The 13,587-nt window shown below is 70.7% G+C and carries 8 protein-coding genes and 1 pseudogene; 5 read left to right on the top strand and 4 right to left on the bottom strand.

Going from position 1 to position 13,587, the window contains the following annotated elements; genetic code table 11:
- The 5 genes and pseudogenes from ACWCQM_RS24915 to ACWCQM_RS24895 form a co-directional block, all read left to right on the top strand.
- Positions 1 to 516, top strand: a pseudogene (locus ACWCQM_RS24915) (xylose isomerase); the annotation flags it as partial.
- Positions 517 to 670: 154 nt separating this feature from the next.
- Positions 671 to 1,933, top strand: coding sequence for an ABC transporter substrate-binding protein (locus tag ACWCQM_RS24910; protein WP_450917360.1), 1,263 nt, complete (start codon positions 671 to 673; stop codon positions 1,931 to 1,933).
- An 11-nt stretch (positions 1,934 to 1,944) separates the two neighbouring features.
- Positions 1,945 to 2,916, top strand: a complete 972-nt coding sequence (locus ACWCQM_RS24905) for a carbohydrate ABC transporter permease (RefSeq protein WP_450917359.1) — start codon at positions 1,945 to 1,947, stop codon at positions 2,914 to 2,916.
- A gap of 5 nt (positions 2,917 to 2,921) precedes the next feature.
- On the top strand, positions 2,922 to 3,776 hold the full coding sequence (locus tag ACWCQM_RS24900) for a carbohydrate ABC transporter permease (RefSeq protein ID WP_450917358.1): 855 nt from the start codon (positions 2,922 to 2,924) through the stop codon (positions 3,774 to 3,776).
- 8 nt (positions 3,777 to 3,784) lie between these two features.
- Complete coding sequence (locus ACWCQM_RS24895) at positions 3,785 to 5,164, top strand: GH1 family beta-glucosidase (RefSeq protein WP_450917357.1); 1,380 nt, start codon at positions 3,785 to 3,787, stop codon at positions 5,162 to 5,164.
- Positions 5,165 to 5,247: 83 nt separating this feature from the next.
- Here the strand turns inward: ACWCQM_RS24895 and ACWCQM_RS24890 are convergent, their stop codons facing one another.
- The 4 genes from ACWCQM_RS24890 to ACWCQM_RS24875 form a co-directional block, all read right to left on the bottom strand.
- Positions 5,248 to 6,477 (bottom strand): ROK family protein, encoded by a 1,230-nt coding sequence (locus ACWCQM_RS24890; protein ID WP_450917356.1) that lies wholly within the window; start codon positions 6,475 to 6,477, stop codon positions 5,248 to 5,250.
- A 163-nt stretch (positions 6,478 to 6,640) separates the two neighbouring features.
- A complete protein-coding gene (gene acnA, locus ACWCQM_RS24885) occupies positions 6,641 to 9,355 on the bottom strand; it encodes an aconitate hydratase AcnA (protein ID WP_450917355.1) in 2,715 nt (904 codons plus the stop codon).
- 323 nt (positions 9,356 to 9,678) lie between these two features.
- Positions 9,679 to 11,022 (bottom strand): amidohydrolase family protein, encoded by a 1,344-nt coding sequence (locus tag ACWCQM_RS24880; RefSeq protein ID WP_450917354.1) that lies wholly within the window; start codon positions 11,020 to 11,022, stop codon positions 9,679 to 9,681.
- A complete protein-coding gene (locus ACWCQM_RS24875; protein ID WP_450917353.1) occupies positions 11,019 to 13,166 on the bottom strand; it encodes a cytosine permease in 2,148 nt (715 codons plus the stop codon). The genes ACWCQM_RS24880 and ACWCQM_RS24875 overlap by 4 nt, the downstream gene beginning before the upstream one ends.
- Positions 13,167 to 13,587: the final 421 nt, after the last annotated feature.

The following is a 13,587-nucleotide window of genomic DNA, read 5'->3' as shown; positions in this document are numbered from 1 at the left end:
GAGACCGGCCACGAGCAGATGGCCGGACTGAACTTCCCCCACGGCATCGCCCAGGCCCTGTGGGCGGGCAAGCTCTTCCACATCGACCTCAACGGTCAGTCCGGCATCAAGTACGACCAGGACTTCCGCTTCGGCGCCGGCGACCTGCGCCAGGCCTTCTGGCTCGTGGACCTCCTGGAGTCCTCCGACTACACCGGCTCGCTCCACTTCGACTTCAAGCCGGTACGCACCGACGGCATCGACGGGGTGTGGGAGTCCGCGAAGAACTGCATGCGCAACTACCTCATCCTCAAGGAGCGCGCCCTGGCCTTCCGGGCCGACCCGGCCGTCCAGGAGGCCCTGACCGCCTCCCGCCTCGACGACCTCGCCCGGCCCACCGCCGCAGACGGCCTCAAGAGCCTCCTCGCCGACAAGTCGGCCTACGAGGACTTCGACGCCACCACCGCCGCCGAACGCTCCATGGCCTTCGAAGCCCTCGACCAGCTCGCCATGGAACACCTCCTCGGCGTCCGCTGACCCACCCCCCGGGGTGCCCGGCAGCACATGGCCGGTCACCCCGGAGGACCCCGTCGCGACACCGCCGGATTCGCGAAGGGGCTTGACTCCCAGCCCATGGGAGCGTTCCCATGGGCCCGGCCCGGCAACCCCCTCTCACCGCAAGGGCACCACCGTGACAGAACCCTCCCCGGACGGACGGATCCGACGCCGCAGCCGCCGTACCAGGCGGATCGTCGTCCCCCTCACCGTCGTCTCCGCGATCGTCGCAGGCACCGTTCTCTCGGGGTGCGGCCAGCAGCGGGACGAGGACGTCTACACCGTCATGAACTCCTCGACCGACGAGTCGTACCACCGCTGGGACGGCGACACCCTGAAGCGCTGCAGCAAGGAGCTCGGGGTCACCATCGAGCAGCAGAGCGTGCCGGCCGCGCAGCTGATGACGAAGGCGCTGCGCATGGCGTCGTCGAAGTCGCTGCCGGACGTCCTCCAGCTGGACGCCTCCGAGATGCCGACGTTCGCCGAGGCCGGCGGCCTGATTCCGCTGAAGGACCTCGGGCTGACCACGACGGACATCCCCAAGGGCATCGTCGACTTCGGTTCGTTCGACGGGGAGTACTACGGGGCCGCGCGCACGGTGAACACCCTGGCGCTGTTCTACAACAAGGACACCCTCGACAAGGCCGGCCTGGAGGTTCCCACCACCTGGGCCGAGATGCAGTCGACCGCCAAGAAGCTGACCCAGGGCAAGCGGTACGGCCTGGCGCTGAGCGCGGGCGGCGCGGAGGACGGTGTCTTCCAGTTCACCCCCTTCATGTGGTCCAACGGCGGTGACGAGACCAAGCTCGACAGTCCCGAGGTCGCGGAGGCGCTGGACTACTGGAAGGCGCTGCTGAAGGACGGCTCGCTCTCCAAGTCCACGGTCAACTGGACCCAGGCCGACGTGAACGACCAGTTCATGGCCGGCAACGCGGCCATGATGATCAACGGCCCGTGGCAGGTCGAGACCCTGAACTCCAAGAAGGGGCTCAACTGGGGCATCGCCGAGATCCCCGTCCCCGAGGCCGGGGACGACTCGGTCGGTCCGCTGGGCGGTGGCGTGCTGACCGTGCCCAACACCGGTGACACCGAGCGCGAGAAGATGGCCGCCAAGATCATCGGCTGCATGTCGGGCGAGCAGGAGGAGATCTCCTACGCCATCAACAGCTGGATGGTCCCGGCCAACACCAAGGCGGCCGACATCTGGCGGAAGAAGACCCCCGAGCTGGCGGCGCTGGCCGACCAGGTCGCCACCGCCCGTTCCCGTACCGCCAAGGTCGGCGCGCAGTGGTCGTCCGTTTCGCTCGCCCTCCAGAGCGCCTTCCAGTCCGCTCTCACCGGCGAGTCCAGCGAGGCCGCTCTGAAGCGTGCCCAGCAGCAGGTCACGAGCGGGAACTGAGGTAACGAACCATGTCATCCACCACAGCCTCAGCCGCCGCGCTGCCGGCCGACACCAAGGCCGCCGACGCCGGAGCGGTCAAGAAGCCCGTGAACCCGCGGAGCGCCAAGCGCCGCAAGACGCTCGCGCAGTGGGGCTTCATCGCCCCCGCCGTGATCTTCATGGCGCTGTTCTTCGGCTACCCGCTCGTCCGCAACATCGTGATGAGCTTCGAGGACTACTCGCCGTCCACCTTCTTCACCGGCGAGGCGCCGTTCAACGGCCTGGACAACTGGAACAACGTCTTCAGCGACGGGCTGTTCGGCAAGGCCCTGTGGCAGACGATCCTCTTCACCATCGGATCGCTGCTCGGCCAGTTCTGCATCGGTCTGGCGCTCGCCGTCTTCTTCACCCGCCGCTTCCCGCTGAACGGCATCCTGCGCTCGCTCATCCTGCTGCCGTGGCTGGTCCCCATGGTCGTCTCCGGCATCGTCTGGCGGCGCATCTTCGACCAGGACACGGGTGTGCTCAACTCCTTCCTCGGCACCATCGGCCTCCCCGGTGACACACCCTGGCTGACGAGCACCAGCATGGCGCTGATCTCGGTGATCCTGGTGAACATCTGGATCGGCATCCCGTTCAACATGGTGATCCTCTACGGCGGTCTCCAGGAGGTCCCCAAGGAGCTGAACGAGGCCGCCGCGCTCGACGGCGCGTCCGCCTGGCGTACGTTCCGCTCGGTCACCCTGCCCATGCTCAAGCCCGTCATCACCGTGGTGCTGGTGCTCGGCTTCATGTCCACGGTCAAGATCCTCGACCTGGTCCTCGCCCTCACCGACGGCGGTCCCGCCGACTCCACCCAGACGCTCGGCACGCTCACGTACCAGAACTCCTTCGTCCAGATGGACTTCGGGGCCGGTGCCGTGGTCGGCAACATCCTGATCCTGATCTCCGCCGTCTTCGCGGTGTTCTACCTGCGGGTCAACCGCAACGAGGGGAAGTGACCGGCATGGCGACCACCATCCAGAACCCCGCCGCCCCGGCACCCGCCGTCAACCGGCCCAAGCGCCGCTGGGGTGCGACCGTGTTCGGCCTCGTCATCCTCGCGGTCATGCTCTTCCCGCTGTACTGGATGATCAACACCGCGCTGCAGCCGGACGCGAGCCTGGTCGACGTCGGCCCCGTCCCGACGGGCGTGGACTTCTCCGGCTTCACCTCGGCGATCACCGAGCAGGGCGGCAACCTGCTCACCTCGCTGGCCGTGGCGCTCGGCGCCGTGGCCATCTGCCTGGCGATCTCCGCTCCGGCGGCCTACGGGCTGGCGCAGTTCAATCTGCGCGGCGGCAAGACGATCGTCTTCGGCACGCTCATCACCCAGATGGTGCCCGGCATCGTCATCGCCAACGCCCTGTACAGCGCGTACGTGGACCTCGGCCTGGTCAACTCCTACTTCGGCCTGATGCTGGCGGACGCCTCCCTGGGCATCCCCTTCGCGATCGTGCTGATGCGCTCGTTCATGGTGTCGATCCCGCGTGAGGTCATCGAGGCCGCCGAGGTGGACGGCGCGGGCCGTATCCGTACGTTCATCCAGGTCGTCCTGCCGATGAGCCGCAACTCGCTGATCACCGCCGGGCTGTTCTCGTTCCTGTACGCGTGGAGCGACTTCATGTTCGCGCTCACGCTGAACACGACCGACGACGTCAAGCCGATCACGCTGGGCATCTACCAGTACATCGGCGCGCACGTCGGCGACTGGGGTTCGGTCATGGCCGCCTCGGTGCTCTCCGCCGTGCCCGCGGCGGTCCTCCTCGTCCTGTCCCAGAAGTACATCGCCGCCGGCATCACCGGTGGCTCGGTCAAGTAAGGGTTTCCATGAGTGACTTCCCGGTCTTCCCGCCCGGATTCGTCTTCGGCGCGGCCACGGCCTCGTACCAGATCGAGGGCGCCGTGAAGGAAGACGGCCGCGGCCCGTCCATCTGGGACACCTACAGCCACACGCCCGGCAGGACGGACGGCGGCGACACGGGCGACGTCGCGTGCGACCACTACCACCGCTACCCGGAGGACGTGGCTCTGCTGCGCGACCTGGGCGTGGAGTCGTACCGCTTCTCGATCGCCTGGTCCCGCATCCAGCCGACGGGCAGCGGGGCGGTCAACCCCAAGGGGCTGGACTTCTACTCCCGGCTCGTCGACTCGCTCCTGGAGGCGGGCATCGAGCCGGCCGCCACCCTCTACCACTGGGACCTGCCGCAGGCCCTGGAGGACAAGGGCGGCTGGCGGGTACGCGAGACCGCCGAGCGCTTCGGCGAGTACACGGCGATCGTCGCCGAGCACCTGGGCGACCGGGTGCCGCGCTGGATCACCCTCAACGAGCCGTGGTGCAGCGCCTTCCTCGGCTACTCCGTCGGCCGGCACGCGCCGGGCGCCCAGGAGGGCCGCGGGGCCCTGGCCGCCGCGCACCACCTGCTGGTCGGTCACGGCCACGCGATGAACGCGCTGCGCGCCGCGGGCGTCCGCGAGGCGGGCATCACGCTCAACCTGGACCGCAACGTCCCGGCCACCGAGTCGGACGCCGACCTCGCCGCCGTCGTCCGCGCGGACACCCAGCACAACCTGGTGTGGACCGAGCCGCTCCTCGCGGGCCGCTACCCGGCCACCGAGGAGGAGACCTGGGGCGAGCTCATCACCGGCCAGGACTTCCGCCGCGAGGGCGACCTGGAGCTGATCTCCCAGCCGATGGACTTCCTCGGCATCAACTACTACCGCCCGATCGTGGTCGCCGCCGCCCCGCACCGCGAGGCGGACCCGGCGCTGCGCGTCGCCACGGACAACCGGTACACGGAGGGGTCCTACCCGGACGTCCGCAGGACGGCCATGGGCTGGCCGGTCGTCCCGGAGTCCTTCACGGATCTGCTGACGGTCCTGAAGCAGACGTACGGCGACGCCCTGCCTCCGGTGCACATCACGGAGAACGGCTCGGCGGAGTTCGACAGCGTCGAGGCCGACGGTTCCATCCACGACGCGGACCGGGTGGAGTACCTGCGTACGCACCTGACCGCGCTGCGTGCGGCCATGGACGCCGGTGTCGACGTGCGCGGCTACTACGTGTGGTCGCTGCTGGACAACTTCGAGTGGGCGCTGGGCTACGCGAAGCGGTTCGGGATCATCCGGGTCGACTACGACACCCTGGAGCGCACCCCGAAGGACAGCTACCGCTGGTATCAGCAGCTGATCGCGGCCCACAAGGCCTGATCACCCGAGCTCCGGAGCGGGGGCGTACGCGGCCACGACGGCGCGTACGCCCCCGTCGCGCGTCCGGGCGCGGGGCGGGCGCGTCAGCGCACGGCGTACGCCCCCGGGTTCTCCAGGACCTCGTGCACCACCCGTGCCGCCGCGCCCCGGGCCGCGTCGCCCGAGACGGAGGAGGCGCGCAGCCGGCTGCCGCTCTCGTGCCAGCGGCCCGACACCACCCGCGCGGTGAGCTGGGCGTCCGCGGACTGCTCCAGCCAGGGCATCAGGCTGCGGTAGATCCCGCCGAGGACGACCGCCTCCGGGTCGAACAGGTTCACCGCGCCGGCCAGCACCACGCCCAGCCGGTCCCCCGCCTCGCGCAGCGCCGTGACGGCGCGCTCCTGTCCCGCCGCGGCGCGCTGCTCCAGCTCGGCGATTCCGCGTACGCCCAGGGCGGGGTCGATCCCGGCCGCCCGCAGGAGCGCCGCCCGGCCCGCGTACTGCTCCAGGCAGCCGTGCGCCCCGCACCGGCAGAGGGGGCCCTTCGGGTCGACGACGACGTGCCCGATCTCGCCCGCGAAGCCGTGGGCGCCGCGCAGCATCTCGCCGTTGACCACGAGCGCGCCGCCCACGCCGATCTCACCGGTGAGATAGAGGAAGGTGCGTACGCCGCCGAGCCCGCCGAACCAGAGCTCGGCGAGGGCCGCGAGGTTGGCCTCGTTGTCGGAGCCGACGGCCAGCGCCCGCCCGGCCGGGCGCAGGGTGCTGAGCGCCTGTCCGAAGATGCCCTCGGCCGCGACCCTGCTCCAGCCGAGGTTCGGGGCCTGCCGGACGACGCCGCCGGAGACGAGGCCGGGCAGTGCCAGCTCGACGCCGACCACCCGCAGTTCCTGTTCCCGGGTGGAGGCGATGACCCGGTTGGTGAGCCGGGCGGCGTGGGCGAGCACCTCGGCGGGCGGGACACCCCGGTGGTCGGTGTGCTCGGTGACCCGGACCCTGTCGGTGCCGGTGAGGTCGACGGCGCACACCGACACGTAGTCGATGTTGATCTCCACGCCGAGGCCGGCGGGCCCGGTCCTGGAGAGCTTCAGCACGGTGCCGGGGCGCCCGGCCGATCCGCTGGAGGTCTTGCCGGACTCGCTGACGCAGTCCAGTGCCAGGAGCTCCTCGACGAGCGAGGAGACGGCCGCCCGGGTGAGCCCCACGAGGCTCGCCACCCGGGCGCGGGTGACCTCGCCCTCGTCACGGACGGTCCGCAGGACCAGGCTCAGGTTGTGACGCCGTACGGACTCGTGACCGGCCTTGGCCGCCGGCGAGGCGAGGTTGTTCTTCATCAGACCTTCGAGCCTAACGCCCGTCCGGGCGCCCCAGGGCCCTGTGCGGGCCGGGCCGGGCCGGGACCGTGTGATCGGGCCCCGGGCGCTCCCGGGGCCGCGTACGGCAGGAGGGCCGCACCCCCGTCGCGGGGATGCGGCCCTCCTCTCCGTACTGCCGGACCTACTTGCGGATCAGGCTGCGGAGCACGTACTGCAGGATGCCGCCGTTGCGGTAGTAGTCCGCCTCACCGGGGGTGTCGATGCGGACGACGCCGTCGAACTCCACACCGGTGTCGGTGGTGACCTTGACGGTGCGCGGCGTGGTGCCGTTGTTCAGCTCGGTCACGCCGGCGAAGGAGAAGGTCTCCTCGCCGGTGAGGCCGAGGGACTCGGCGGTGTGGCCCTCGGGGAACTGGAGCGGGAGGACGCCCATGCCGATGAGGTTCGAGCGGTGGATGCGCTCGTAGGACTCGGCGATGACGGCCTTGACGCCCAGGAGCGCGGTGCCCTTGGCCGCCCAGTCACGGGACGAGCCGGAGCCGTACTCCTTGCCCGCCAGGATGACGAGCGGGGTGCCCGCGGCCTGGTAGTTCTGCGAGGCGTCGTAGATGAACGACACCGGACCGTCGGCCTGGGTGAAGTCGCGGGTGAAGCCGCCCTCGGTGCCCGGCGCGATCTGGTTGCGCAGGCGGATGTTGGCGAACGTGCCGCGGATCATGACCTCGTGGTTGCCACGGCGCGAGCCGTAGGAGTTGAAGTCACGGCGCTCGATGCCGTGCTCCGTGAGGTACTTGCCGGCCGGGGTGTCGGCCTTGATGGCGCCGGCCGGGGAGATGTGGTCGGTGGTGACCGAGTCGCCCAGCTTGGCGAGCACCCGGGCGCCCGCGATGTCCTCGACCGGGGTCGTCTCCATCGTCATGCCCTCGAAGTACGGGGGCTTGCGCACGTAGGTGGACTCGGAGTCCCACTCGAAGGTGTTGCCGGTCGGGATCGGCAGCGCCTGCCACTGGGCGTCGCCCGCGAAGACGTCCTGGTAGGACTTGTTGAACATGTCCTCGCCGATGGCGTTCGCCACGACGTCGTTGACCTCGGCCTCGGAGGGCCAGATGTCCTCGAGGAAGACCGGCTTGCCGTCCTGGTCGACGCCGAGGGCGTCCTTGGTGATGTCGACCTTCATCGAACCGGCGATGGCGTACGCGACGACCAGCGGCGGGGACGCCAGGTAGTTCATCTTGACGTCGGGGTTGATCCGGCCCTCGAAGTTGCGGTTGCCGGAGAGCACCGAGGTGACGGCCAGGTCGTGGTCGTTGACGGCCTTGGAGACCTCGTCCGGCAGCGGGCCGGAGTTGCCGATGCAGGTGGTGCAGCCGTAGCCGACGAGGTTGAAGCCGACCTTGTCGAGGTACGGGGTCAGGCCCGCCTTGTCGAAGTAGTCGGTGACGACCTTCGAGCCCGGCGCGAGGGTGGTCTTGACCCACGGCTTGCGGGTCAGGCCCTTCTCGACGGCCTTCTTCGCCACGAGCGCGGCGGCGACCATGACGTAGGGGTTCGAGGTGTTGGTGCAGGAGGTGATCGCGGCGACGGTGACGGCGCCGTGGTCGATCTCGTACGTCGTGCCGTCGGGGGCGGTCACGGTGACCGGGTTCGACGGGACGCCGTTGGAGGCGGCCGGGGCGTCGGAGGCCGGGAAGGACTCCTTGCCCGCCTCCTCGTCGTCGGCGACGTAGTTGCGGACGTCCTGGGCGAACTGCGCCTTGGCGTTGGCGAGGACGATGCGGTCCTGCGGGCGCTTCGGGCCGGCGATGGAGGGGACGACCGTGGAGAGGTCGAGCTCCAGCTTCTCGGAGAAGTCGGGCTCGGCGGCCGGGTCGAGCCAGAGGCCCTGCTCCTTGGCGTACGCCTCGACGAGCGCGACCTGCTGCGCGTCACGGCCGGTCAGACGCAGGTACTTCAGCGTCTCGTCGTCGATCGGGAAGATCGCGGCGGTGGAGCCGAACTCGGGCGACATGTTGCCGATGGTGGCGCGGTTCGCGAGGGAGGTGGCGGCGACGCCCTCACCGTAGAACTCGACGAACTTGCCGACGACGCCGTGCTTGCGGAGCATCTCGGTGATGGTCAGCACGAGGTCGGTGGCGGTGGTGCCTGCCGGGAGCTCGCCGGTCAGCTTGAAGCCGACGACGCGCGGGATGAGCATGGAGACCGGCTGGCCGAGCATCGCGGCCTCGGCCTCGATGCCGCCGACGCCCCAGCCCAGCACACCGAGGCCGTTGACCATGGTGGTGTGCGAGTCGGTGCCGACGAGGGTGTCGGGGTAGGCCTGGCCGTTGCGGACCATGACCGTGCGCGCCAGGTGCTCGATGTTGACCTGGTGGACGATGCCGGTGCCCGGGGGGACGACCTTGAACTCGTCGAAGGCGGTCTGGCCCCAGCGCAGGAACTGGTAGCGCTCCTTGTTGCGGCCGTACTCCAGCTCGACGTTCTGGGCGAACGCGTCGTTGGTGCCGAACTTGTCGGCGATGACGGAGTGGTCGATGACCAGCTCGGCAGGGGCCAGCGGGTTGATCTTCGCCGGGTCGCCGCCGAGCTCCTTCACGGCCTCACGCATGGTGGCGAGGTCCACGACACACGGAACACCGGTGAAGTCCTGCATGATCACGCGGGCCGGCGTGAACTGGATCTCCTGGCTGGGCTGGGCCTGCGAGTCCCATCCGCCCAGCGCCCGGATGTGATCGGCGGTGATGTTCGCGCCGTCCTCGGTACGGAGCAGGTTCTCCAGCAGCACCTTCAGGCTGTAAGGGAGGCGCGCGGAGCCCTCGACCTTGTCCAGCCTGAAGATCTCGTACGACTCGTCGCCCACGCGCAGCGTGCTGCGGGCGTCGAAGCTGTTCGCCGACACGACAGTCTCCTTCTTCAATGTGCGCGTTCAACCGCGCCGCGCCTCATGTGCGGCCGGCGCCGCCTGCGGCCCCCACCATCCGCTAAGGTAAGGCTTAGTTAGGTAACCCTTACCGTGCGGCGGCTGCGGTGCGCCTCGGCAGATATCTCGATGTCGAGATAACTCTAGTACATCGCCGCCGCGCGGTCATGCCCGGGCGCCCGTGTCCTGCGCCTCGCCGGACGCCACGGGCGGCCGTCCTCCCCGGCCGTCTACCCGTTCGCCGGGTGATCGCACCGGGAAGGGCGGCCGTGACACCGCACTGCCACACCCTCGAAGGTCCGTCACCGAGGGAGAGCGGCCCTCCTGCGGAACAGGTCCTCGGCCGCGCTCTGGGCGCGCTCGCGGACGGTTTCCGGGTCCACACTGCGGATCCGGCCGCCCTCCACCAGGCGGTGCCCGTCCACCCAGACGTCGGAGACGTCGGCGGAGCCGGCGGAGAAGACCAGATGCGCTGCGGCGTTGAAATCCGGTCCGTGCAGGAGCGGGGTGGTGTGCAGCCGGCGCAGGTCGACCGTCACGACGTCGGCCTTCTTCCCCGCCTCCAGCGAGCCGGTCACGGCGTCCAGGCCGAGCGCCCTGGCACCGTCGAGCGTAGCCATGGCGAGGATGTCCCACGGGTCGCCGGTCGTCGGGTCCAGGCTCGTCAGCTTCTGAAGGAGGGACGCGAACTTCATCTCCTCCAGCAGGTCCAGGTTGTTGTTCTCCTTCTCCCCGTCGCTGCCGAGGCCGACGGTGATGCCCCTGTTCCGCATCTCGATGATCCTGGCCGGCCCCGAGGAAAGCTTCATGTTGGAGCAGGGGCAGTGCGCGACGGCGGTGCCGGTGCTCGCCAGGAGGTCCAGCTCGTTGTCGTCCAGCCAGACGCAGTGGGCCACGACCGTGCGCGGGCCGAGGATGCCCCGGTGGTGGAACTCCTCGATGGGGCGGCGGCCGGAGCGGCGCACCGACTCCTCCACCTCCCAGGTGGTCTCGGAGGAGTGGGTGTGCAGTCCGGTCTCGTACGCGTCGGCGAGCGCGGCCGCTGCCTTGAACGCCTCCTCGGAGCAGTAGAAGAGGTGCTCCAGGCCGACCCAGGAGCGGACCCGGTCCTGGGCGTGGGTGCGGTACTCCTCCAGGAGCCGGCGGTTGGTGTCCAGCGTCTCGAAGTAGTCGTAACCGGGCAGGTCCGCGACGTACGGGACGAGGGTCGCCCGGATGCCGACCTGTTCTGCCGCGTGCGCCGAGCCCTCCATGTGGCGCCACATGTCCATCACGGAGGTGGTCCCCGCGCGCAGCGACTCGGTGTAGCAGAGCAGGGACGCGGCCTCGGCGATCTCCGGCGTGAGCGCCTTGTGCGCGGGGTCGACGTAGTCACGCAGCCAGTCCCACAGCGACTTGGACTCCGCGGTGCCGCGCAGCAGCCCGGAGTGCAGGTGGGTGTTGTGCAGGCCGGGGATGACGGCGTGGCCCGTGGCGTCCACCACGACCGCGTCCTCGGCCGCCGCGTCGAGTTCGGCGACCGGGCCGACGGCGGTGATCCTTCCGTTCTCGATCAGGACCGAGCCGGGGTCGTGGACGGTCCTGCGGCCCTCGCAGGGCAGGACGATGCCGTTGCGGATCAGGGTGCGGGGAGGCAGGGCGGTCATGCGCCGGCCCCCGTCCAGAAGCCCGCGTGGACGGCGGCGGCCCGCTCGTGCAGATGCGGGCCCGAGACCTCGACGACTCGCTGGCCCGCCGCGAGGACGGTGCGGCAGGGCAGGGCCATGGTCGGGTTCTCCTCGTCGGCGCCGGTCAGGGCGAGGAGTTCGTCCTCACCGAGGGCGTAGACGACCCGCCCGATCCCGCTCCAGTAGACGGCGCCCGAGCACATCGCACAGGGTTCGGTGCTGGTGTACAGCGTGGCGCGGGCGAGTTCGGCACGGGAGTACGCGGCACTCGCGAGCCGGACCAGGTTGGTCTCCGCGTGGCCGGTGGCGTCCCGGCCGGTGGTCACGGTGTTGCCCGCCTCCAGCACGGCGGCCCCGTCAAGGACGAGCAGGGAGCCGAAGGGGTGGTTGCCGTCCTGCCGGGCGCGGGCGGCCAGTTCGATGGCGGTGACGAGGAACTTCTCGTCCTCGGGGGCGAGGGCGGCTGCGGGGCCGGGGTTGGTCACTTGGGTCTCCTTGGTGGGTCGGTACGGGTGCGGGTGGTGCGGGTGGTGTGGGTGATGGGGGTGGTGGGGGTGGCGTGGGTGGTGCCGGTGACGGGGGGTGATGGGGGGTGATGGGGGTGGTGCCGGTGATGGGGGCGGTGCGGCTGCTGGGGCGGGGCTGCCGCGAGCAGCCGGGGTCAGCCCACGGGCGGGGAGGCGGTCGCCGGGGCGGGCGTCGCCGACGGGGTGCCGGGCGCCGGGAGGCCCCCGGGCGGCGTGGGGCGCCAGGCGGTCAGCGCCGCGTACACGGCGGCCGCCACGACGAACCCCACGAGCAGGCCGAACGGCCCCACGGCCGGATGGGCGGCGGCCAGCGGGCCGGTGTAGAGGGACTGGTTCATGAAGGGGATCTCCGCGAGCAGGGCGACCGCCATCGACGGCAGCCCCCCAGCCGAAGCGGTGCCGCGCGTCGTACAGCCGGGCCGTGTCGCGCGGGCCGCGCTCCCGCCACCAGTACGCCGTGACGAGCACCGCGCCCCAGGGAGCGAGCCAGTAGCCGGTCATCAGCAGGAAGTCCTGGAGCTGCGTGGCGAAGTCGCCGTGTCCCGCGTACCAGGACAGGACCGTACCCAGACCGCCGACGACCAGGACGGACACCCAGCGCGGGATGGTGAATCCGGCGGCGAGCGCCGCCATCGCGCCCGAGTAGAGGTCGATGACCGTGGACGCGAGGGTGGAGAGCAGCAGGGCGACCAGCACGACCGTTCCGAGGGCGTCCGGGAGCAGCCCGCTGACCATCGTGCTCGGGTCGTCGACGGCGGCGACGGTGCCGATCGCCGCGCCCAGCGAGCCGATCCACACGCCCGCCAGCGCGCTGCCGCCGCCCGCGGCGAGGAACACCCGGCGGGTGGGCGCGGTGGCCGGCAGATAGCGGCTGTAGTCGGAGGCGTACGCCGACCAGCCCAGGCCCCGGGCCGCGGTGACGGCGACGACCAGCAGGAACGCGGCGAGCAGCCCGTCGGACGGCTCGGCGGGAGCCGTCGTGCGGGCGCTGCCGAATCCGTACACCGACACCACCGCGAAGACGACGACCAGCGCGAGGGCGAGACCGCGCTCCACGGCGTGGATCATCCGGTAGCCGAGCACGGCCACCGTGAGCTGGGCCGCGGCCATGAGCAGCAGGGCGGGCGCGAAGGCCAGCCCGGTGAGGTCCCGCAGGATGAACATGCCGAGCAGGGTGTCGACGACGCACCAGCCGACGCCGTTGACGACGGTGAACGCGGCCGACGGCAGGGCACCGAGCCGGCCGAACGGGCCGCGCGTCTGGATGAGCTGGAGTACGCCGGTGAGCGGTCCACGGGTGGAGAACAGCCCCACCATCGCCGAACTGAGCAGCGTTCCCAGGGTGATGGCGAGGATCGCGGGCACCAGGCCGAGGCCGAAGACGGAGGTCGACAGGGCGCCCACGCTGAGCGTCGCGAACTGCACGTTCGCGCCGAACCAGAGGGTGAACAGCGACCTCGGACGGCCGTGCCTGCGGTCCAGGGGCACGGGTTCGACGCCGGCCCGCTCGATCCCGAGCGGAGGGGCGGTTGGGGCGGGCGGGGTGGCGCGGCTGTCGTCGGACGGCGGGGCGGCGGGCAGGGGTTCGGCACGCACGGGGGCTCCTCAGGGGCGACGGGAGGGGAACCGGACACCCGATCGAGCTCGGGGATCGGGGCTGCGGGCTGCGGGCTCCGGGCTCAGGGATCGGCGTCCGGCACGCGGGGGCATGCGGCTCGGGCGGATGGTGCGGGAGGTACGGGCGTCGGGGGCGGTGCGAGGGCGGCGGCGGTCCCGCAAGAGGCGTGCGAGGCAGGTGGCGAAGAGGAAAGGCCGTGCCCCGCGATGTCCTTCAGTGAACCCGCGGCGAGCGTCGGGCGGACCGGTACGGCTCTACGGACGAGAGCCCGGTGGGGAGGAACGACCCCGTACTATTCTCCAAACCCCGTGCCCGCCGGTGTGCACGCCCGTAACACAAGCCCCGCGGGACTCCTGGCGTATCCACCGGACACCCGGCACATCCACCGGACACCCGGCA

It is taken from the genome of Streptomyces sp. NPDC002125, from assembly GCF_053593715.1.
Note: the sequence above shows the minus strand (reverse complement) of the source record. Positions and strands in the feature narration are given on the sequence as shown.

Excerpts from the sequence above, each read along its gene's own strand:
- ACWCQM_RS24905 (WP_450917359.1), top strand. The coding sequence starts at position 1,945 with ATGTCATCCACCACAGCCTCAGCCGCCGCGCTGCCGGCCGACACCAAG.
- ACWCQM_RS24900 (WP_450917358.1), top strand. The coding sequence starts at position 2,922 with ATGGCGACCACCATCCAGAACCCCGCCGCCCCGGCACCCGCCGTCAAC.
- ACWCQM_RS24895 (WP_450917357.1), top strand. The coding sequence starts at position 3,785 with ATGAGTGACTTCCCGGTCTTCCCGCCCGGATTCGTCTTCGGCGCGGCC.
- ACWCQM_RS24890 (WP_450917356.1), bottom strand. The coding sequence starts at position 6,477 with ATGAAGAACAACCTCGCCTCGCCGGCGGCCAAGGCCGGTCACGAGTCC.
- ACWCQM_RS24880 (WP_450917354.1), bottom strand. The coding sequence starts at position 11,022 with ATGACCGCCCTGCCTCCCCGCACCCTGATCCGCAACGGCATCGTCCTG.